The following is a 20,146-nucleotide window of genomic DNA, read 5'->3' as shown; positions in this document are numbered from 1 at the left end:
GGCATCGTCCCGTCCGGCTTTCGAAACGTTGCGCCGAAGCCCTATTCCTGATGCGGCAGCGTCGCGTCCTCGGCCCAGACCCGGAACTTCGTCAGGCGGTTGGGGCCGAAGGTGTGGGTCAGCGGCACGTCCGCAGCGTCCCGGCCCCGCGCCACGAGGATGCGGCCCCGGCGGGGCGCGTTGTTGCGCGGGTCGAACACGTGCCAGGCCCCGCCGAGGTAGCATTCCGTCCAGGCGGCGAAATCCCCCGGCCCGTGCGGCTCGGGCTCGCCGATGAAGCTGAGATAGCCGGTGCAGTAGCGGGTCGGGATATTGAGCGCCCGGCAGAACGCCACGAACAGGTGGGCGTAGTCCCGGCACACCCCGCGCCCGCCCGCGAGCGCATCGGCCGCCGTGCGGTCCACATGCGAGAAGGCGTACCCGAAGGTGATGTGCGCGTGGACGAAGTCGCAGACCGCCTGCGCCCGGGCCCAACCCGGCGCCACGTGGCCGAACCGGTCCCACGCTTCGTTCGAGAGAAGATCGGATTCGCAGTAGCGGCTCGCCACGAGGAAGGGCAGGGCCTCCTCGGGCAGGTCCTCGATGGCATGCTCCACAGCGTACGGCACCACCGGATCGAGGCCGCCATCGTCCGGAATTTCGGCCCGGACCCGGAGCACGACCGCTCCGGCCGGGGCGACGAACCGGACGGCGCGATTGCCGAACACGTCCCGAAACGTCTTCACCGGAACCGGCGGGTCCACTTGCAACCGATCGGGGGGAATCGCGGCGAGACCCTTGGCCGGATAGGCGTTGAGTCGGGCGATCAGCGGGGTCGGATGGGCGAACTCGTACCCCATCTCGCAGCCGAACCTGATCCGCATGGGAGCCCTCTCCGGCCGGTCATCGCGCCGCCCTCCGCCTATGCCCGCCCCTCGCGGGCGAGACTAGACCGGGAAGGCCACACGCCCCGTGTTTGCGCCCCCTGCGCGCCGATGAAGCGGGCGGTGACAACGCCGGCCTCCGGTGCCGCTCCCGGGACATCCACCGCGCCGCCGGCCCGGGAGGGAACGCGGCGGCGACGGGGGTCTCCTCGAGCGGCCTTCAGAGCCCGTGCGCCCGCGCCTGCTTCTCCCGCATCCGCGCCTGGAGCCGGACCCGCCGCGCTGCAATGACGGTGCCATTGATCTCGCCGCCGAACAGAAACATCGCGGCGAGCCAGTAGAGAAACACCAGGGCCACCATGGCGGTGGCCAGACTCCCGTAGGTCGAGGCGTAGGCGTTCGAGAAACGATCGAGGTAGTAGCCGAAGCCGAGGCCGGCGAGGAACCACAGCCCCAGCGTCACCGCGACCCCGGGAATCACCGCGAGGATCGAGCGCCGGCCGGTGGCGACGAACTTGTGGGCGATGGTCAGCACGCTCACCAGAAGGACGGCGGTGATGCCGATGCGCCCGATGGCCACCGTCAGGCTCAAGGGTTCGAGGCCGGGGGCGACGTAGAGGACGTTGCGCCAGATCAGGGGCCCGAGGACCACGAGGAGGGCGAAGGCCAGCATCGCGAAGGCGCCGCAGATCACGTAGGCGATGGATTCGAGCCGCGTGAGCCACCACGGCCGTTGCTCGCGCAGGCCATAGGCGCGGTTGAGCCCGACCCGCAGGCTCTCGACACCCGCCGAGGAGAAGTACAGGGCCAGCACCGCGCCGACGGTGAGGACGCCGCCACGCTGCTCTGTCAGCACCCGATGCATCTCGTTGACCACGGGCTTGGCGATTTCGCGCGGCCACGCGTCGAAGATGAGCACGCCCGCCTCGTCGGCCAGTGACTTGGTGCCGAACAGGCCCGCCAAAGCCGCGAGCAGGATGAGGAACGGAAACAGGGCGATGAGGATCGAGAGCGCGATATGACTCGCGATGGCCCAGCCGTCATGGGCGATGAAGCGCTGGGCGGCGACGCGTGCGATCTCGAGGAGCGACATGAGGCGGCTCACGGGGGCGGGCTTCTCCTCGGGCGATGAATCGGCCGTCTTCTAAACGCGAGGTCGCGCCGTGGCGCAACGCACAAGGGTGTCGTTCCGGCCCCGCGCGGCCCCCTCCGTCCACGGCGGGTTGTCTTCCCGCCCGCCCTGTGGTGCCTGCGCCACCAGCATGACAACATCCTCGCCCGCTCCCACCGCTGCCGTGCCGGCCGTCTTCGTCCTCATCTGGGCCACGGGCTTCGTCGCGGCGCGGTTCGTGGCGCCTCATGCCGATGCGGTGACGTTCGTCGCCCTGCGCGTGGTCTGCGTCGCCGCCGTGCTGGCGGCCCTGTCCGTCCTCCTCGGGGCCCGCTGGCCGAAGGGTGGCCGGGCCTGGATCGATGCCGGGATCGCCGGCATCCTGATGCAGGGCCTCTACGTCATCGGGGTGTTCTGGTCGGTCCAGCACGGGTTGCCGGCCGGCATCGCGGCCCTCGTCGGCTCGCTCCAGCCCCTGCTCACGGCGTTGCTCGCCGGGCCGGTCCTGGGTGAACGGGTGAGCCGCCGCCGCTGGGGCGGGATCGGCCTCGGCTTCGCAGGCGCCGCCCTGGTGCTGGCTCCGAAGGTGGGCGTCAGCGACCCCTCCGGCATCCCGCCCGCCGCCCTTGCCGCGTGCCTCGGCGCCATGGTGGCCATGACGGCCGGCACCCTGTGGCAGAAGCGCCGGGGTGGAACCACCGACCTCCTCACGAACGCCGCCGTGCAGTTCGTGGGCGCCTCGGCCCTGGCGATCCCCGTGGCCCTGCTCATCGGCACCGGCCGGTTCGACGCCACCCTTCCGGCGTGGTTCGGCCTCGCCTGGTCGGTCCTCGTCAATTCGGTGGCGGGCATCCTGCTCCTCCTCGTCCTCATCCGGCGCGGGGCGGTGGCGGGGGTCGCGTCGCTGCTGTTCCTCGTGCCGCCGGTCTCGGCGCTCATGGCCTACGGCCTGTTCGGCGAGGCCCTGGTCCCGGTGCAGCTCGCCGGCATGGCGCTGGCCGCCGCCGGGGTCGCCCTGGCGAGCCGGGGCTGACCGCCGCCCGATCGTGGCGGGCCGGGTTTGATCGGGCCGGCGCAGCTCCAAGGATCGACGGGTCAGCGTGAAGTTTTTCTTTTCGAGGGCAGGCAATTAAATTAGACGTCGCACCCGTATGGCGGGCAAACAGCGGCCGTTCTTCGCATAAATAATGAATTCAGGCGGGAAAGTGCCGATCTGCGGCGAGACGCCTCTACAGCTCGGCCGAACCTGCCTATAATGAGCGGCAACCCTTCCTCTTTTCGAAAGAGAGCGTTCGCATGTCCGCTTCCCCCGTCATCGCCGCCGAACCGCAGGATCTCCCGACCCTCGCCCGTGAGGCGGGCGAGGCCGCCAAGGCCCTCGTGGCGGAGGCCACCCGCCGGGTCCGGACCCGCGTGCTCTCGCCCGAGGGCAAGATCTCGGCGGAGAAGATGGAGGCCGAGCAGCACGCCACGCATGGTCTGGCCTGGATCGCCACCTACGCCGAGGGCGTGCGCGAGCTCGGGGCCTACGCCGCCCGCCTCACGGAGACGGGTGAGTTCGGCGAGACCGAAGCCCTGCTGGTGAAGATCGGCCTCGGCGAATACCTCGACCAGATGTTCTCCGGCATTCCCATGAGCCAGGGCGAGATGGTCCGCCCCACGGGGTCGCTGGGCCTCGGTGCCCGCGAGGTCGCGCAGTTCCGCAACGCCGCCGTCGAGACCCTCATTGCCGAGGGCAACACCCCGGAGAACCGCGCGGCCCTCGTCGCCCGCATCCGCGACAACGGCGGCGCCGCCACCATCGGCAAGTCCGGCCTCGACGAGGACATGGAGGCGATCCGCTCCGAGATGCGTCGCTTCGGCCAGGCCGAGGTCGTGCCGCATGCCCACGAGTGGCACAGCCAGAACGCCTACATCCCCATGGAGATCGTGACGAAGATGGCCGAACTCGGCGTCTTCGGCCTCACCATCCCGGAGGAGTACGGCGGCATGGGCCTGCCGAAGATCTCCATGTGCGTGGTCTCCGAGGAGCTGTCGCGCGCCTATATCGGCGTCGGCTCCCTCGGCACCCGTTCCGAGATCGCCGCCGAACTCATCCTCTGCGGCGGCACCGAGGAGCAGAAGCACCGTTTCCTCCCCGGCATCGCGTCCGGCGACACGCTCCCCACCGCCGTGTTCACCGAGCCGAACACGGGTTCCGACCTCGCGTCGCTCCGCACCAAGGCCGTGAAGGACGGCGACACCTGGCGGATCTCGGGCAACAAGACCTGGATCACCCACCCCGTGCGCGCCGACATCATGACCTGTCTCGTGCGCACCAAGCCCGAGGAGAAGGGCCACAAGGGCCTCTCCCTCCTCATCGCCGAGAAGCCGCGCGGCACCGACGAGAATCCCTTCCCCGTCGAGGGCCTGTCGGGCGGCGAGATCCACGTGCTCGGCTATCGCGGCATGAAGGAATACGAGCTCGCCTTCGACAACTTCGCCGTGCCGGCGGCGAACCTGCTGGGCGAGGTCGAGGGCAAGGGCTTCACCCAGCTCATGCAGACCTTCGAGTCCGCCCGCATCCAGACGGCGGCCCGCGCCATCGGCGTCGCCCAGAATGCCCTCGATCTGGGTCTGCGCTACGCCGAGGAGCGGGTGCAGTTCGGCAAGGCGCTCATCAACTTCCCGCGCGTCGCCGACAAGATCGCCATGATGGCCGTGGAGATCAACATCGCCCGCCAGCTCACCTACTTCTCGGCCCGCGAGAAGGACGAGGGCAAGCGCTGCGACCTCGAGGCGGGCATGGCCAAGCTGCTCGGCGCCCGCGTCGCCTGGGCGGCGGCCGACAACGCCCTGCAGATCCACGGCGGCAACGGCTTCGCCCTCGAATACGCGGTCAGCCGCGTTCTGTGCGATGCCCGCATCCTCTCGATCTTCGAGGGCGCGGCCGAGATCCAGGCCCAGGTCATCGCCCGGCGGCTGCTCGAAGCCGCCTGATACGGTTTCGGTAGCGGGGTGAAACGCGGGCTCCCTCTCCTGAAAGGAAGGGGAGCCCGTCTCGCCCGGTCGACCCGAGGTGATCACCGGGAACCGGTATGACGCACCTTGCGGTTTCCTCTCCAGCTACTGGGAGAGGGCTGGACGGGTACGACGAAGAACGCCGGGGCCATGGGCCCCGGCGTTCTTCGTTTTCGATCCGGAAAACCCTACTTCGTGATCTTCACCGAGACCGGATCGCTCGACGGGAAGGTCTCTTCCAGGGCCTCGTCGAGGCGCTCGCTGAGTTCACCCTGCTGGTTCTCGGGGCGGCTCTTGTCGGAACCCTTCGGGGCGGGGGCGCCCGTGGTGGCGATGGTGTCGGTGTCGGGTGTCTTGGGGGTCTCGGCCATGTGATCCTCCTCGATGCGGGCCCTTCGAGGGCGTCGCCTTGAAGGGTCAACGCAGGGGTCCCGCGCCCGATCCACGCGCCCGGCCGATCAGGGCAGGGCGGCGACGGCGGGACGGTGGGGCGTGCGGCCGCGGGCCGCGGCCCCGGCGGCACGCAGGACGAGATCGTAGACCGCGGTGATCCGGTCGAGATGATTGTCGCGGGTGAGGGGAGCCGCCCAGTAGCGGGCGTGGGCCGCCCGGCTCATGCGCGCGGCCAGCGCGTCGTCCTTCAGCCGCACGAGGTGGGCCGCGAGGGCATCGGCATCACCGGAGCGGAACCAGAACCCGGTCTCGCCATCCTCCACCGCCTCACGCCCGGCGCAGGCGTCGCTGACGATCACCGGCGCGCCGCAGGCCAGAGCCTCGTAGACGGTGAGCGGCTGGCCCTCGTACCAGACACTCGGGAACACCAGGGCGCGGGCCTGCCGCATGAGGGCGTGGACGGCGGCCTCGTCCTTCCAACCGAGTATCACCGCCTCGGGGTAGCGGGCGGCGAGTTCAGCGGCGGCGGGGCCGTCCCCGACGAAGACCGGGCGCACCCCGGCCCGGCGCGCCGCCTCGGCGAAGACCGGCGCGCCCTTCTCGTCGGAGATGCGCCCGACGAACAGGAAGTCCCCCGGCGGGCCGTCGCGCGGCGGCACGGGCGCCACCGCGATGGGGTTGTCGACCCGGTGGAACACCGTGGTCGCCGGCAGGTGCGGGGCGATCACCTTCTCCTGCAGGGCGCTGATGGTGACGATGTGGGGAAACAGCCGGCGCATCCCGGCGACGTGGTCGAGGGCGGCGTGGCGCACCACCCGCAGGAGCTTGCGCGGGTAGCTGCGCGCATCGCAGTTCGTGGCGATGCAGGCGGCCGACATCGGGGTGCGGTGGCAGATCGCTTTCGCCGGATAGTCGTAGAACCCGCCGTTCGGGCAGACGAGGAAGAACTCGTGCACGGTGTAGAGGAGCGGCAGGCCGGAGGCCCGCAGGCTGACGCCGATGGCGGGCGACAGGGCCTTGGCGAAGGCGTGAACGTGCACCACCGTGTCGGCGGGATCGAGCCCTGCCAGCTCCTGCGCGAGGCGCCGGGCGGCGTGGGTGTTCCAGATCGCCTGGACGGCGAAGGCGAACCTGTTCTTCGTCGAGGCGATGTCGTCCTGGCCGAGGCACACCACCCGGATACCGGCTTCGGCCAGACGCGGATCGGCGGGGCCGACGGCGGCGAACACCGTCACCCGGTGCCCCCGCGCCCTGAGGCCGAGGCCGGCATCCAGGGCCACCTTGGCCTGTCCGCCGTTGATGAAGGCGTGGTCGACGACGAGAACGACATGCATGGCGGACGCTTTCGCCGAGGATTCGCGGCCCTCACCGTTTACCGCCCGTTCCGTTGATCTCCGGTAAACTCGCTTCGCACGCGAACTTCTCGATCCCAATACGGTGAGCACCGGCGGCATGAACATCGCAATCCTGGCCGAATTCGCCGTCGCGAGCGGGGGCGCCGAGAAGGTGGCGGTGGAATCCGCCCGGGGTCTGGCCGAGGCCGGACACGCCGTGACCTATCTCCAGGCCATCGACGGACCGGCCGATGCCCTCCTCGACCATCCGAACATTGCCCGGATCTCCCTCCACAACACCGACATCTGGGACCGGCCGGCCCACCGGGCCGCCCTCTCGGGGCTTTGGGACGGGCCGTCCGCCGCCCGCCTCGGCGCCGCCCTCGACGGCCTGCCCGTGCGGCCGGACCTCGTGCACGTCCATCAATGGACTCGCAGCCTGTCGCCGAGCCTGTTCCCGGTGCTGTTCGCCCGTGGCCTGCCGGTGGTCGTGACCCTGCACGACTACTTCATGGCCTGCCCGAACGGGGTCTATTACCGCTTCGACACCACCGCACCCTGCGCCCTCACGCCCCTGTCGCCCAGCTGCCTCGCCGCGCCCTGCGACGGGCGCAGCCGCCTGCACAAGCTCGTCCGCACCGGCCGGAACGCGGTCCTGCGCACGACGCTGCGGAGAAAGCGCCTCGACGTGATCCATGTCAGCGACGCCAGCGTCGCGCGGATGGGCGGCCTGCTGGCCCACCTCGACCTCTCCCATCACCGCGTCGACAACCCCGTGCGGGTGGCGCGCATGGCCCCCGCCGATCCGGCGCGGGGCGACGCCGTGGCCTATGTTGGACGCCTGACCCGCGAGAAGGGCGCCGACCTCGTGGCCGCCGCCGCCGCGCGGGCCGGCCTGCCGGCCCTGTTCATCGGCAGCGGCCCCCTGGAGGCGGAGCTGCGCGCCATGCCGGGGGTCGAGGTCGTCGGCTGGCGCAGCCCCGAGGCGGTGTGGGACACCGTCCGAACCCGTGCCCGTGCCCTCGTCGCGCCGTCACGCTGGTACGAGACCGGTCCGCTCACGGTCTACGAAGCCCTGGCCCACGGGATTCCGGTCATCGCCTCGACGCGCGCGGGGGCGGCCGAGAAGATCGTCGATGGCGTGAACGGGTTCGCCGTCGCGCCCGAGGTCGAGGCCCTGGCGGGCGCCATGCGGCGGCTGTCCGACGACGTGGACCTGCGCGCCCTCGGCCGGGCGGCGAGCGACCGCTACTGGACGGCCCCGATGTCGCTCGCCGCCCACGCCGCCGCCCTCGGCGGGGTCTACGCCCGCATCCGCGAGGCCCGGGCGGATCTCGGCCGAGCCGCGTGACTTTTCCTGCCGTGGCGGCGCATGGCGAACCGGCATTTTCCTGCCGCGACGGACTTGACGTTTATATTGCACCGCAACATAAAGCTGTCGCGGCGCGGTATGCCGACGCCCCAGTCCTCACGGAGAGAGAATCGTCATGAGCGGCCAGACCTTCGAGATCCCGACCGAGATGCGCGCCTTCGCGGAGAAGAGCGTCGACCAGGCGCGCAGCGCCGTTGGCAGCCTCCTCGGCACCGCATCGAAGACCGCCGAGCAGCTCCAGACCTCCTCGAAGACCGTGCAGGCGTCGATGCAGACCGCCATCGCCAAGAGCTTCGACCACGCCCAGGAGAACGCCACCGCGACGTTCGACTTCGCGCAGAAGCTCGTCCGCACCCGCGACGTGCGCGAGGCCTTCGAGCTGCAGTCCGAATTCCTGCGCGACCGGATCGCCAGCCTGCAGACCCAGGCCAAGGATCTCGGCGCCCTGGCCCAGAACGCCCTGCGTCCCTCGGCCTGATCGAACCCGATGGGCGGGGGGCGGGGGACCGCTTTTCCGCCCCTCGAGGCCCCTGCGCGCTTCCGGCCCGTCCGCACGGGTCGGCAAGACGCGCCGGTTGGGGCTAGTATGCGGTATGACGAATCGAGGAGACGGTGGCCATGACCAAACGGCGTAAGGGGCCGCCGGCGCGGCCGAGCGCGGCGCGGGACGAGACGGACAAGGCCGGGGTGATCAGCGAAACCCCGCCCGCCGAGGCGCACACGGCCCCGGACGGTCAGCCCGACGCGACCGCGATCCCGGCGACGCAGGACCATGCCCCGTCGGTCCACGAGACGCTGATGGAGACGGTGTCTCCCGAGGCCATCGAGGCCGGCACCGGCGAGGCGGTTTCCCCGCAGGCCGCCGCGGCGGACGAGCCCCCGCAGCCCGAGGGTGAACCGGCCGAGCCGGCGCACGCCGCCGCCGACGAACCGGCGAGCGAGACCGCCATGGCGGAGGACGCCCCCTCGGCCGTGATGGAACCGCCCGAGGCCCTGGAGACCGCGCCCGACGGGCCTGCGTCCGACATCGCCCCCCCGGCGCCCATCGCGGCCGCCGTCGCGCCGCAGGCCACCGCGACCCTGGAAGCCGCCACGGCCCTCACGGCCGTTCCCGAGACGGTCGCGCGGTCGAGCCGGACCTCCCTCGACATGATCGGCGAGATCGCGGAAGCGAACGCCACGCTCCTGGCCTTCCTGCGCAACGAGGGCAGCGCCGCCGTGGCGCATTGGCAGAGCCTGTCCGGTGCCAAGACCCCGGCCGACGCCCTGCGCATCCAGGTCGACGAGATGCAGCGGGTGGCGGACGCGTCGCTCACCTGCTTCACCGCCCTGGCCCGCCGGGCCGGGCGGCTGGCCGCCGGCATCGGCCGGCCCTGAACGACGGGCTCAGGCCCTCGCGCCGGACCCGCCGCGCGTCTAGATAAACCCGATCTCGCCTCACGGACCCGCCGCCCCTGGCCGGCGGGTCCGTGCGTCCGTCACTCGGGAGTTCTCGATGCCGCGCCTGTCCCAGACCCTCCTGCCCCTCGCGGCGGCCCTGCTCATCGCCGCGCCGGCCGGCGCCCAGATGGCGCAGACGCCGGACCACACCGCGCCCGAGAAAATCGCTCCGGACCTCGCCGAGAAGGCGGTGCCGCAGTCGAAGGGGCAGGTGCAGCTCTCCTTCGCCCCCGTGGTGAAGCGCGCGGCCCCTTCGGTGGTCAACGTCTACGCCTCCCATGTCGAGACGCGCAGCTCGAGCCGCAGCGCCATGGACGAGTTCATGCGCCGGTTCTTCGGCGAGGGCAGTGGCCGGGGGCGCGGCGGCACGCCGGGCGAGCGGGCGCAGAAATCCCTCGGCTCCGGCGTCATCGTCGACGAATCCGGCCTCGTCATCACGAACAACCACGTCATCGACAACATGAACGAGGTCCGCGTCGCGCTCGCCGACCGGCGCGAGTTCGAGGCCTCCATCGTGCTGCGCGATCCGCGCACGGATCTGGCCGTCATCAAGATCAAGAGTCCGACGGGCGGCCTCGTGGCAATGCCATTCGGGGATTCCGAGTCCCTGGAGGTGGGGGACTTCGTCCTCGCCATCGGCAACCCGTTCGGCGTCGGCCAAACGGTGACCCAGGGTATCGTCTCGGCGCTGGCCCGCACCCAGGTCGGCTCCTCGGACTACCAGTTCTTCATCCAGACGGACGCGGCGATCAATCCGGGCAATTCCGGTGGCGCCCTCGTCGACCTGAAGGGCCAGCTCGTCGGCATCAACACCGCCATCTTCTCGCAATCGGGCGGCAGCCACGGCATCGGCTTCGCGATTCCCGCCAGCATGGTCCGCGCCGTGGTGGAGACCGCCAAGGGCGGCGCCACCGCCGTGCGCCGGCCCTGGCTCGGCGCCCGCGTCCAGAACGTGACGCCGGACATCGCCGAGAGCATGGGCCTCGACCACCCAACCGGCGTCCTCGTGGCGAGCCTTCAGGCCAAGAGCCCCGCCGAGGAAGCCGGCCTCAAGCGTGGCGACCTCATCCTCACCGTCGACGGCAAGACCGTCGACGACCCCGAGGCGTTCGGCTACCGCTTCGCCCTCAAGGGCCTCAGCGGCACCACCAAGTTCGGCATTCTGCGCGGCACCGGCCGCACCACCGTGGCGGTGAAGCTCGGCCCCGCCCCGGAGACGCGCCCGCGCGACACCCTGAAGGTCCGCACCCGCTCGCCCTTCATGGGCGCGACCCTCGTCAACACCTCGCCGGCGGTGGCCGAGGAAATCCAGATGGACTTGCCCGCCGAGGGGGTCGCGGTGTCGGGCGTGGACGAGAATTCCATCGCGGCCCGCGCCGGCCTGCAGAAGGGCGATATCATCGTCGCCATCAACGGCCTGCCGATCGCCACCACGAAGGACCTCGAGCGGGTCACCCGCAACAGCCTGAACATGTGGGAGGTGTCGATCAACCGGGGCGGCGAGGTGCTCACCTCGGTGTTCGGCGGCTGATCAGAACGGCCAGAACCGCGACTTCGTCCGGGCGTTCCGGTCGACGCCGATGGTCAGGGTCGCGCGCAGGCCCTCGTCCGTCCGCTCGACGGCGGCCACACCGACCTGGCGGGGATCGTCGCTCCGGGCGATCCCATCCTGTCCGTTGGTGATCCGGCGCTTGGTGTCGCGGCCGCCATAGGCGGGATCGGTGCCGTAGACCTCGGCGTTCGTCGCGTCGGGCAGGTACATCTGCCCCGTGACGAGGGTGCGGGTGTCGAGGAACACCTTGAAATGCACGTGCGTCGCGCGGCCGGCGTACCAGCCGGGATAGACCGTCTGGAACCCGGCCCAGCCCTCGCCGTCGCTGAACTGCGTGCCGCGCAGGAAGGCCTGTCCCCGCGTCGAGATGCGGCGGGAATCGCCCTGGCCATCGTAGCCCGAATAGAGCCCCTGGGCATCGGCGTGCCAGACATCGACGCGGGCTCGCGACAGGGGCGTGCAGGGGCCGCTCTCGATGACCCGCAGGCGCAGGGCGAGGGGCAGGCCCGTGCGGTCCTCGCGGATATCGGCGCGCACGAGATGGGGATCGACGTAGAACGGTCCCTCGACGGTTTCCGGCATCAGGAGGCAGGCGCCCGCCTCGGGCTGCGCCGCCAGGGCGGCGGGGATGCGCACGGCGGAGGCGGCGCCGGTCAGGCCGAGGAGGGCCGCGCGGCGGGAGAGGGCGGTTCGTAGGGGCATGGTCTCGTCTCACGGTCGTTCGAGAGGTGGGGGCGATAAGCCCAGCATGTGTCCGGGATATTGCCGGCTCCGCCATCGCCCGTCTGTTCTGGTGATCGGATGCATTCCCCTGTTGCGAAGCCCGCGCCCCCGCGTCTTGATGCGCCCATGTCCGATCTCTTCGCCTCCGCCGGCCTCCAGAACGCCGCGCCGCGCCCGCTCGCCGACCGCCTCCGCCCCCGGACGTTGGCCGAGGTGGTGGGCCAGGAGCACCTCACCGGGCCTGACGGCGCCCTGACGCGCCTGCTTGCCGGGCAATCCTTCGGCTCCCTGGTGTTCTGGGGGCCGCCCGGCACCGGCAAGACCACGGTGGCGCGGCTGCTCGCCCACGAGACCAGCCTGCATTTCGAGCAGATCTCGGCGATCTTCTCCGGCATCGCCGACCTGAAGAAGGTATTCGAGGCCGCCCGCCAGCGCCGGACGATGGGGCAGGGGACCCTGCTGTTCGTGGACGAGATCCACCGCTTTAACCGCGCGCAGCTCGATGCCTTCCTGCCCGTGATGGAGGACGGCACGGTGACGCTGGTGGGCGCCACCACGGAGAACCCGTCCTTCGAGCTCAACGCCGCCCTGCTGTCGCGCGCCCGCGTCCTCCTGTTCCGGTCCCTCGACGACGAGGCCGTCGCCAAGCTGATGGTTCGGGCCGAAGACCTGACGGGGCGGCCCCTGCCCCTCACCGAAGAGGCGCGCGGCGTCCTCGTACGCATGGCTGACGGCGACGGGCGGGCCTCGCTCACCCTGGCGGAGGAGGTCTGGCGCTCGGCCAAGGCGGATGAGACCTTCGATGCCGAGGGCCTGCAGCGGATCATCCAGCGCCGGGCGCCGATCTACGACAAGTCGCAAGAAGGCCACTACAATCTGATTTCCGCCCTGCACAAGACCGTGCGCGGCTCCGACCCGGATGCGGCCCTGTACTACCTCTGCCGGATGCTCGACGGCGGCGAAGACCGCCTGTTCATCGCGCGGCGCCTCGTGCGCATGGCGGTGGAGGATATCGGCCTCGCCGACCCCCAGGCCCTGGTGGTGGCCACCGCCGCCAAGGATGCGTTCGACTTCCTGGGCTCGCCGGAGGGCGAATTGGCGCTGGCCCAGGTCACGGTCTACCTCGCCTGCGCGCCGAAATCGAACGCCGTCTACACCGCCTACAAGGCCGCGACCCGAGTGGCGAAGGAGCATGGTTCCCTGCCGCCGCCGCGCACGATCCTCAACGGCTCGACGAAGCTCATGCGCAAGATCGGCTACGGCGAGGGCTACCGCTACGACCACGACGAGCCCGACGCCTTCTCAGGGCAGGATTACTGGCCGGAGAAACTCGGCCGCCAGCACTTCTACGAACCGACCGACCGGGGCATGGAACAGCGCTACTCGGACCGCCTCGCCCATTGGGAGCGCCTGCGCGCGATCCGGCGCGGCGAGGAGGAGTGAGAGACCGGTCGATCGAACAGGGGTGACGGGTTCACCACCTCAGAACACTGCATGTTTCATTGGCCTGCGGCGGCGCTTGCGGGTCCCGGCAGATCGTCGTGAAGCGCGACAGTGCTCCCTCTCCTTCCAGGAGAGGGGACCCGCGCTGCAGGCGAGAATGGCTCGCGCCACAGCCCGATGGACCCGCGCCGCCCGGGTCGCGTCACTCTGTCCATTGCAGCGCACAAAAGGCGGTGGACCGGAGGCGGGCGAGCCTGTAGGTGAGCCGGCCCAGCCCATCCGACCCTTCGCCGGAGACCCACCATGGCGGCCTGCGGCCTCGATTTCGGAACCTCGAACACCACCCTCGGCCTCGTCACCGAGGCACGCCCGCGCCTCCTGCCCCTGGAAGGCCGGCACGTGACGATCCCGAGCGCGATCTTTTTCCCCCCCGGCCAGCCCGCCGTCGTCGGCCGCGCCGCCATGGCCGAATACGTCGAGGGCACGCCCGGCCGGCTGATGCGCAGCCTCAAATCCGTCCTCGGCTCCTCGCTCCTCGAGGAAACCACCCCGGTCGGGCGCGAACGCATCAAGTTCCGCGACGTGATCGCCCGCTACCTCACCGCCGTGAAGGCCCGCGCCGAGGCGGCGGCGGGCACGGAGTTCGACACCGTGGTGCACGGGCGGCCCGTGCACTTCGTCGATGCCGACCCGGAGGGCGACGCCAAGGCCGAGAACGCCCTGCGGGAGATCGCCAGCAGCATCGGCTTCAAGCACGTCTCTTTCCAGTACGAGCCCATCGCGGCGGCCCTCGACTACGAGCAGCAGGTCCGCGCCGAGGAGATCGCCCTCATCGCCGATATCGGCGGCGGCACCTCGGACTTCTCCATCGTGCGGCTCTCGGCGGAGCGCCACGCCAAGGCGGAGCGGGCGGACGACATCCTGGCCAATGACGGCGTGCGCATCGGCGGCACCGATTTCGACCGGCGCCTCAGCCTCGGCACGGTGATGCCCTTGCTCGGCCTCGGCAGCCCCATGAGCCGGGGCGACATCAACGTACCCAACGCCTATTTCCACGATCTCGCCACCTGGTCGAGCATCAACCGCCTCTACAACGCCCGTACCTTGAGGGAGATCGAGGAGGTGCGCCGCGACGCGCGCCGCCCCGAGCTCATCGACCGGCTCTACACCGTGGTGGAGGCCGAACGCGGGCATTCCCTGGCCATGGAGGTCGAGGGCGCCAAGATCGCCACCTCGGAGGCGGGCCAGGGCAGCATCAGCCTCGATTGGGTGGAGCGCGGCCTCGTCGCCGACATCGACCGCACCGGCCTCGTCACCCACACGGACGAGCTCGCCCGCCGCATCGCGGAACGCATCGGCCGCTGCCTGGCCCAGGCCGGCCTCACGGCCGACCGCATCGACGCCCTGTTCCTCACGGGGGGCTCCACCGGCTTGCCGCACGTGCGGGCGGCCCTGACGGCCGGCGTGCCACACGCTCGCGTGGTCGACGGCGACACCTTCGGCTCGGTGGGCACCGGCCTCACCATCGAGGCGGCCCGCCGCGCAGCCTGAGCGTCCCTCGCGGACACGCCCGCGCCGCCGGTCGGTTGCGGTCGTTTCGCGAGGCCCTCCGATTTCCTGTTGGCGGGAAGAGCCTTGCGCCCGGCGCGCTATGCCCCGGCGGGTGCGGGTGGTACGAGCGGGGATGACCACACGACCACCTTCACGCGGCGGCTCAGGACGCAAGGGCTCCGGGGCCGGGCCGGGGAAGCGCCCCGCCGGCAAGGCTCCGTTCGCCGGCAAGCGGCCGTTCCGCAACGCCAAGGGCCCCGAGCGCGAGCGCACGGGACCGCGCACCAGCGCCCTCGACGCCGCCCAGCGCGCGGCCGCCCTGCGCGGCGAAGCCGACAAGCGCGCGCCCTGGCGCCCCGGCGACGCACCGGACAACGACCACGAGGCGGAGGCCCCGCCGGCCCGTGCCCCCCGCACCCGCACGCCGCGCGCCGAGAACGACGACGCCCCGCGCCGGGTCCGCGCGCCCCGTCCCGACGCCCCCGCCGCGCCCACGGAGGGCCCGACCCGCCGTGAGCAGCGGGCGGCCGCCTCCGCCACCCTGGCTTCGGGCGTTCAGACCCTCGTGGTCGAGGAGGACGAGGCGGAGATGCGCATCGACCGCTTCTTGACCACGCGCTTCCCGCAACTGCCCTTCACCCGCGTCCAGAGCATCGTGCGCAAGGGCGAACTCCGGGTCGACGGAAAGCGCGCCAAGCCCAACGACCGGCTCCTGCCCGGCATGAGCGTGCGGGTGCCGCCCCTGAAGCTCGACGCCGTGAGCGAGCGGCCGCGCAGTCCCCAGCGCGACGCCACGGATGCCGATTTCATCCGCTCCCTCATCCTCTACGAGGATGCCGAGATGATGGTGCTGAACAAGCCCTTCGGCCTCGCGGTCCAGGGCGGCTCCGGCACCGTGCGGCACGTCGACGGCCTGCTGGAGGCCCTGGCGGGTCCGGACGGGCAGAAGCCGCGCCTCGTCCACCGCCTCGACAAGGACACCGCCGGCTGCCTCATCGTGGCCAAGACCCGGCTCGCCGCCGCGACGCTCGCCAAGAGCTTCCGTTCGCGCTCGGCCCGCAAGGTCTACTGGGCGTTGACCGCCGGGGTGCCGCGGGTGCACCAGGGCCGGATCTCGACCTACCTCGCCAAGGAGGAGCCCACCGACGCCGACGCGCGCATGCGGGTGGCCCAGCACGGCGACGAGGGCGCCTCGCACGCGCTGACCTACTACGCCATGGTGGACAACGCCGCCCAGAAGGTGTCGTGGCTGTCCCTGAAGCCGGTCACGGGGCGCACGCACCAGTTGCGCGCCCACGCCGCCCATATCGGACACCCCATCGTGGGCGATCCGAAATACTTCAGCATCGAGAACTGGGCCTTGCCGGGTGGTATCCAGAACCGCCTGCACCTCCTGGCGCGCCGCATCGTGATCCCGCATCCCCGCACGGGCAAGCCCGTCGACGTCACGGCGCCCCTGCCGCCGCACATGGCCCAGAGCTGGAATCTCCTCGGCTTCGACGCGTCCCGCTACGACCCCATCGTGGAGGCGCCCGAAGCGTGAGACGCGCGCACGGGCGACCTTGGCAATCGGCCGTTGTGCCTTATCCTTCACCCGATGCTCGGGGCCGCCGCCGGACACCGGTGCCGCCTCCCGTCACGCCGTCCCGAAGGTGACACCCATGACCCCCGCGACCGTCGTCCGCAGCGCGCTCCTGGCCCTGTCCGTCCTGACCCTGTCGGCCCTCGCCGGGGCGCCCGCGACCCTGGCGCAGACGGCGCCGCAGCCCGGTCCAGCCGCGCCTGCGCCTACGCCAGCCCCCGCCCAGCGGCAGGCCAATCCCACCCAGGCCAATCCCATCCCGGCCAACCCCGGTCGGGCCACGACGCCGGCGGCACCGCGCCAGGCGAGCCCCGGACAGGCCTCCGGTCAGGCCGCGCAGGCCCCCGCACCCGTCAGGCGGGGCGCCGGGCGTCGTGCCCGGGTGCCCTATGCCGTCTGCAACCGCCAGGCCCATGCGCGCGGCCTGCGGGGGGGCGCGCGGCGTCGCTTCCTCATCCGGTGCAAGCTCGGCTACGAAACGCCGCGTCCGCCCCAGGCCGCACCGGCCCGCCAGCCATGACGGGCGCCCGCCCGTGACCCTCATCGTCTTCGATGTCGATGGCACCCTCATCGACAGCCAGCACCTCATCGTGGCGGCGCAGGGGCTCGCCTTCGCGGAGCACGGCTTAGCCGCGCCGAGCCGGGCCGAATCCCTGTCCGTCGTCGGCCTGTCCCTGCCGCAAGCGTTCCGCCGCCTCGTCGGGGAAGAGGGCCCCATCGACGGCCTGTCGGAGAGCTACCGCCGCGCCTTCAACACCTTGCGCCTCGATCCGTCCTACGAAGAGCCGCTGTTTCCCGGCATGGAGGCCCTCGTGCGGCGCCTGCACGCCCGCGACGACGTCCGCCTCGGGATCGCCACCGGCAAGGCCCGGCGCGGCGTCGACCGCCTCATCGAGACTCATGGCTGGCAGGGCTGGTTCGCCACCACCCAATCGGCCGACGACGCCCCTTCGAAACCCGATCCCGCCATGCTGCTCCAGGCCATGGCGGAGACCGGCGCCACGCCCGCCACCACGGTGATGATCGGGGACACCACTTACGACATGGCGATGGCGGTGAGCGCCGGGGCCGCCGCCATCGGGGTCGCGTGGGGCTACCATCCGGCAGGCGCCCTGTTCGGGGCCGGCGCCGCCACGGTCGTTGACAGCGCGGAGGCCCTGGGGGAGCTGTTTCCCACTCCCTGATCCTGCGATCCTGTGATCCCGGAGAGCGGCGGCGGCCTCGCAGGCGCCGCGCCGATGGGCTATCCCGGCAGCCATGAGCGACGATTCCTCCTCCGACTGGCTCGGCGACGCCGACGCCCCCCGGCCCGATCCCACCGCCTCCGCCCGAGGCCCCGGCAAACCGGCCCTGCCGAAACGCTTCTACGCGGCGGCGGGCCTCGCGGACGCCGAGGGCGGCCTGCGCCTCACCCTCGATGGGCGGCCCGCCCATACGCCCGCGCGCAATCCCCTGGCCCTGCCGACCCGGGGCCTCGCCGAGGCCGTGGCGGCGGAATGGGAGGCGCAGGTCGGCGTCATCGATCCCGCGACCATGCCGCTGACGCGGCTGTCCAACACCGCCATCGACGGCGTCGCGCCGCGGCGCGACGCGGTGATCGAAGATCTCTCGGCCTATGCGGGCACCGATCTCCTCGCCTACCGGGCCGGCGATCCCGAACGCCTCGTCGCCGCGCAGGGCGTCGCCTGGGATCCGGTGCTCGACTGGGCCCGCGCGGCGTTCGGCGCCCGGTTCATCCTCGGCGAGGGGGTGATGCACGTCGCCCAGCCGGAGGACACCATCGCGGCCCTGCGTCGGGCCATCGCCGAGACGGACGGCCCGTTCCGCCTCGCGGCGCTCCACACGCTGACGACCCTCACGGGTTCCCTCGTGCTGGCGCTCGCCGTGCTGCACGGGCACCTCACCCCCGCCGAAGCCTGGGCCGCCGCCCACGTGGACGAGACCTATCAGGCGAGCGTGTGGGGCCTGGACGCCGAAGCGGCGGCGCGCCACGCCCTGCGCATGGGGGAGTTCGAGGCGGCGGCGCGCCTCGCCGCCCTGGCGGGCTGATCGCGCAAGCGTCACGCGGCAGCCTTTGAAATCCATTTTCGCTGAAAGCGCCGCGTGCTAAGGCCGCTTCAAACCGTGGCCGTGGGCATGCCCCCGGCGCGGGTCCCGTCATCTCTCTTTAGGCAAGGCGTTTCCCGCATGAAGGACATTCTCGAACGGCTCGAGGAGCGTCGCGCCCAGGCCCGCCTCGGCGGCGGTGAGAACCGCGTCGTCGCCCAGCACAAGCGCGGCAAGCTCACGGCCCGCGAGCGCATTGAACTCCTCCTCGACCACGGGTCGTTCGAGGAATTCGACATGTTCGTGCAGCACCGCTCGACCGATTTCGGGATGGAGAAGCAGAAGATCCCGGGTGACGGCGTGGTGACCGGCTGGGGCACCATCAACGGCCGCACGGTGTTCCTGTTCTCGAAGGACTTCACGGTGTTCGGCGGCTCCCTGTCGGAGACGCACGCGGCCAAGATCGTCAAGGTCCAGGACATGGCGCTCAAGATGCGCGCCCCGATCATCGGCATCTTCGACGCCGGCGGCGCCCGCATCCAGGAAGGCGTCGCCGCACTCGGCGGCTACGGCGAGGTTTTTCGCCGCAACGTCGCGGCCTCGGGCGTGATCCCGCAGATCTCCGTCATCATGGGTCCGTGCGCGGGCGGCGACGTCTACTCGCCGGCCATGACGGACTTCATTTTCATGGTCCGCGACACGAGCTACATGTTCGTCACCGGTCCGGACGTGGTGAAGACCGTGACCAACGAGGTGGTGACGGCCGAGGAACTCGGCGGCGCCAAGGTCCACACCACCAAGTCCTCCATCGCCGACGGCTCGTTCGACAACGACGTCGAGGCATTGCTGCAGATCCGCCGCCTCGTCGACTTCCTGCCCGCCAACAACATCGACGGCGTGCCGGAGATCGAGAGCTTCGACGATCCCCTGCGCCTCGACATGAGCCTCGACACGCTCATCCCCGACAATCCGAACAAGCCCTACGACATGGGCGAGCTCATCCGCCGCGTCGCCGACGAGGGCGATTTCTTCGAGATCCAGGCGACCTACGCCCGCAACATCCTCACGGGCTTCGGCCGCATCGAGGGCCGCACCGTCGGCTTCGTCGCCAACCAGCCCATGGTGCTGGCCGGCGTGCTCGATTCCGACGCCTCGCGCAAGGCGGCGCGGTTCGTGCGCTTCTGCAACGCCTTCTCGATCCCCATCGTGACCTTCGTGGACGTTCCGGGCTTCCTGCCGGGCACCGCCCAGGAATACGGCGGCCTGATCAAGCACGGCGCCAAGCTGCTGTTCGCCTATTCCCAGGCCACCGTGCCCCTCGTGACCATCATCACCCGCAAGGCCTTCGGCGGCGCCTACGACGTGATGGCATCGAAGCACGTCGGCGCCGACCTCAACTACGCCTGGCCCACCGCCCAGATCGCCGTGATGGGCGCCAAGGGTGCCGTGGAGATCATTTTCCGGAGTGAGATCGGCGACGCCGACAAGATCGCCGAGCGCACGGGCGAGTACGAGGACCGCTTCCTGTCGCCGTTCGTCGCGGCCGAGCGCGGCTACATCGACGAGGTGATCATGCCCCACTCCACCCGCAAGCGCATCGCCCGCGCGCTCGGGATGCTGCGCACCAAGGAGATGGAGCAGCCCTGGAAGAAGCACGACAACATCCCGCTCTGACGGGACGGCTCCCCCGGCCGCACCGGGGGAGCCGGCGAGGCGCGGTCTCGGACTTTCCATGC

General features: G+C 71.1%; 18 protein-coding genes. 13 read left to right on the top strand and 5 right to left on the bottom strand.

Annotated elements, in window-relative coordinates:
- Positions 1–41: 41 nt before the first annotated feature.
- Together MFF01_RS05860 and MFF01_RS05855 are read right to left on the bottom strand one after the other, a co-directional pair.
- On the bottom strand, positions 42–863 hold the full coding sequence (locus tag MFF01_RS05860; RefSeq protein ID WP_238222884.1) for a transglutaminase-like domain-containing protein: 822 nt from the start codon (positions 861–863) through the stop codon (positions 42–44).
- Between the two features lie 220 nt (positions 864–1,083).
- The gene (locus tag MFF01_RS05855) at positions 1,084–1,956 is read right to left on the bottom strand and encodes a YihY/virulence factor BrkB family protein (protein ID WP_373319657.1); all 873 of its coding nucleotides are present in this window, start codon (positions 1,954–1,956) and stop codon (positions 1,084–1,086) included.
- Positions 1,957–2,125: 169 nt separating this feature from the next.
- Between MFF01_RS05855 and MFF01_RS05850 the strand changes: the two genes are divergently transcribed.
- Positions 2,126–3,007, top strand: a complete 882-nt coding sequence (locus MFF01_RS05850) for a DMT family transporter (protein ID WP_238222882.1) — start codon at positions 2,126–2,128, stop codon at positions 3,005–3,007.
- Between the two features lie 263 nt (positions 3,008–3,270).
- Entirely contained in the window at positions 3,271–4,953 is a 1,683-nt protein-coding gene (locus tag MFF01_RS05845; RefSeq protein ID WP_238222881.1) for an acyl-CoA dehydrogenase family protein, read from the top strand.
- A 209-nt stretch (positions 4,954–5,162) separates the two neighbouring features.
- On the opposite strand, the gene MFF01_RS05840 is transcribed toward MFF01_RS05845, so the two are convergent.
- The gene (locus tag MFF01_RS05840) at positions 5,163–5,345 is read right to left on the bottom strand and encodes a hypothetical protein (RefSeq protein ID WP_238222880.1); all 183 of its coding nucleotides are present in this window, start codon (positions 5,343–5,345) and stop codon (positions 5,163–5,165) included.
- Positions 5,346–5,432: 87 nt separating this feature from the next.
- Entirely contained in the window at positions 5,433–6,701 is a 1,269-nt protein-coding gene (locus MFF01_RS05835) for a glycosyltransferase family 4 protein (RefSeq protein ID WP_238222878.1), read from the bottom strand.
- A gap of 118 nt (positions 6,702–6,819) precedes the next feature.
- Here MFF01_RS05835 and MFF01_RS05830 point away from each other — a divergent pair, with 118 nt between their 5' ends.
- The 4 genes from MFF01_RS05830 to MFF01_RS05815 all read left to right on the top strand — a co-directional run bounded on the left by MFF01_RS05830 (position 6,820) and on the right by MFF01_RS05815 (position 11,044).
- Entirely contained in the window at positions 6,820–8,052 is a 1,233-nt protein-coding gene (locus tag MFF01_RS05830) for a glycosyltransferase (RefSeq protein WP_238222876.1), read from the top strand.
- A gap of 136 nt (positions 8,053–8,188) precedes the next feature.
- Complete coding sequence (locus tag MFF01_RS05825; RefSeq protein ID WP_238222874.1) at positions 8,189–8,551, top strand: phasin; 363 nt, start codon at positions 8,189–8,191, stop codon at positions 8,549–8,551.
- Positions 8,552–8,691: 140 nt separating this feature from the next.
- Positions 8,692–9,450, top strand: coding sequence for a phasin family protein (locus MFF01_RS05820; RefSeq protein ID WP_238222873.1), 759 nt, complete (start codon positions 8,692–8,694; stop codon positions 9,448–9,450).
- A 118-nt stretch (positions 9,451–9,568) separates the two neighbouring features.
- Positions 9,569–11,044 (top strand): Do family serine endopeptidase, encoded by a 1,476-nt coding sequence (locus tag MFF01_RS05815; RefSeq protein WP_238222870.1) that lies wholly within the window; start codon positions 9,569–9,571, stop codon positions 11,042–11,044.
- Here MFF01_RS05815 and MFF01_RS05810 read toward each other — a convergent pair whose 3' ends face one another.
- The gene (locus MFF01_RS05810; RefSeq protein ID WP_238222864.1) at positions 11,045–11,767 is read right to left on the bottom strand and encodes an intradiol ring-cleavage dioxygenase; all 723 of its coding nucleotides are present in this window, start codon (positions 11,765–11,767) and stop codon (positions 11,045–11,047) included.
- 147 nt (positions 11,768–11,914) lie between these two features.
- Here MFF01_RS05810 and MFF01_RS05805 point away from each other — a divergent pair, with 147 nt between their 5' ends.
- The 7 genes from MFF01_RS05805 to MFF01_RS05775 all read left to right on the top strand — a co-directional run bounded on the left by MFF01_RS05805 (position 11,915) and on the right by MFF01_RS05775 (position 20,084).
- Complete coding sequence (locus tag MFF01_RS05805; protein WP_238222863.1) at positions 11,915–13,231, top strand: replication-associated recombination protein A; 1,317 nt, start codon at positions 11,915–11,917, stop codon at positions 13,229–13,231.
- Positions 13,232–13,534: 303 nt separating this feature from the next.
- Entirely contained in the window at positions 13,535–14,782 is a 1,248-nt protein-coding gene (locus MFF01_RS05800) for an Hsp70 family protein (protein ID WP_238222861.1), read from the top strand.
- 133 nt (positions 14,783–14,915) lie between these two features.
- On the top strand, positions 14,916–16,325 hold the full coding sequence (locus MFF01_RS05795; RefSeq protein ID WP_238222859.1) for an RluA family pseudouridine synthase: 1,410 nt from the start codon (positions 14,916–14,918) through the stop codon (positions 16,323–16,325).
- Positions 16,326–16,443: 118 nt separating this feature from the next.
- Positions 16,444–16,884, top strand: coding sequence for a serine/threonine protein kinase (locus tag MFF01_RS05790; RefSeq protein ID WP_238222858.1), 441 nt, complete (start codon positions 16,444–16,446; stop codon positions 16,882–16,884).
- A 13-nt stretch (positions 16,885–16,897) separates the two neighbouring features.
- A complete protein-coding gene (locus MFF01_RS05785) occupies positions 16,898–17,548 on the top strand; it encodes an HAD-IA family hydrolase (protein WP_238222856.1) in 651 nt (216 codons plus the stop codon).
- Between the two features lie 73 nt (positions 17,549–17,621).
- Positions 17,622–18,413 carry an ATP12 family chaperone protein gene (locus MFF01_RS05780; protein ID WP_238222854.1) on the top strand — a complete coding sequence of 264 codons (792 nt, stop codon included), beginning with the start codon at positions 17,622–17,624 and terminating at the stop codon, positions 18,411–18,413.
- Positions 18,414–18,551: 138 nt separating this feature from the next.
- Entirely contained in the window at positions 18,552–20,084 is a 1,533-nt protein-coding gene (locus MFF01_RS05775; RefSeq protein ID WP_238222852.1) for an acyl-CoA carboxylase subunit beta, read from the top strand.
- Positions 20,085–20,146: the final 62 nt, after the last annotated feature.

The sequence above is a fragment of the Methylobacterium adhaesivum genome (assembly GCF_022179065.1).
Lineage (GTDB): Bacteria > Pseudomonadota > Alphaproteobacteria > Rhizobiales > Beijerinckiaceae > Methylobacterium > Methylobacterium adhaesivum.
Note: the sequence above shows the minus strand (reverse complement) of the source record. Positions and strands in the feature narration are given on the sequence as shown.

Bases quoted from the DNA above. Each gene is read 5' to 3' on its own strand.
- MFF01_RS05860 (WP_238222884.1), bottom strand. From the start codon at position 863: ATGCGGATCAGGTTCGGCTGCGAGATGGGGTACGAGTTCGCCCATCCG.
- MFF01_RS05855 (WP_373319657.1), bottom strand. From the start codon at position 1,956: ATGTCGCTCCTCGAGATCGCACGCGTCGCCGCCCAGCGCTTCATCGCC.
- MFF01_RS05850 (WP_238222882.1), top strand. From the start codon at position 2,126: ATGACAACATCCTCGCCCGCTCCCACCGCTGCCGTGCCGGCCGTCTTC.
- MFF01_RS05845 (WP_238222881.1), top strand. From the start codon at position 3,271: ATGTCCGCTTCCCCCGTCATCGCCGCCGAACCGCAGGATCTCCCGACC.
- MFF01_RS05840 (WP_238222880.1), bottom strand. From the start codon at position 5,345: ATGGCCGAGACCCCCAAGACACCCGACACCGACACCATCGCCACCACG.
- MFF01_RS05835 (WP_238222878.1), bottom strand. From the start codon at position 6,701: ATGCATGTCGTTCTCGTCGTCGACCACGCCTTCATCAACGGCGGACAG.
- MFF01_RS05830 (WP_238222876.1), top strand. From the start codon at position 6,820: ATGAACATCGCAATCCTGGCCGAATTCGCCGTCGCGAGCGGGGGCGCC.
- MFF01_RS05825 (WP_238222874.1), top strand. From the start codon at position 8,189: ATGAGCGGCCAGACCTTCGAGATCCCGACCGAGATGCGCGCCTTCGCG.
- MFF01_RS05820 (WP_238222873.1), top strand. From the start codon at position 8,692: ATGACCAAACGGCGTAAGGGGCCGCCGGCGCGGCCGAGCGCGGCGCGG.
- MFF01_RS05815 (WP_238222870.1), top strand. From the start codon at position 9,569: ATGCCGCGCCTGTCCCAGACCCTCCTGCCCCTCGCGGCGGCCCTGCTC.
- MFF01_RS05810 (WP_238222864.1), bottom strand. From the start codon at position 11,767: ATGCCCCTACGAACCGCCCTCTCCCGCCGCGCGGCCCTCCTCGGCCTG.
- MFF01_RS05805 (WP_238222863.1), top strand. From the start codon at position 11,915: ATGTCCGATCTCTTCGCCTCCGCCGGCCTCCAGAACGCCGCGCCGCGC.
- MFF01_RS05800 (WP_238222861.1), top strand. From the start codon at position 13,535: ATGGCGGCCTGCGGCCTCGATTTCGGAACCTCGAACACCACCCTCGGC.
- MFF01_RS05795 (WP_238222859.1), top strand. From the start codon at position 14,916: ATGACCACACGACCACCTTCACGCGGCGGCTCAGGACGCAAGGGCTCC.
- MFF01_RS05790 (WP_238222858.1), top strand. From the start codon at position 16,444: ATGACCCCCGCGACCGTCGTCCGCAGCGCGCTCCTGGCCCTGTCCGTC.
- MFF01_RS05780 (WP_238222854.1), top strand. From the start codon at position 17,622: ATGAGCGACGATTCCTCCTCCGACTGGCTCGGCGACGCCGACGCCCCC.
- MFF01_RS05775 (WP_238222852.1), top strand. From the start codon at position 18,552: ATGAAGGACATTCTCGAACGGCTCGAGGAGCGTCGCGCCCAGGCCCGC.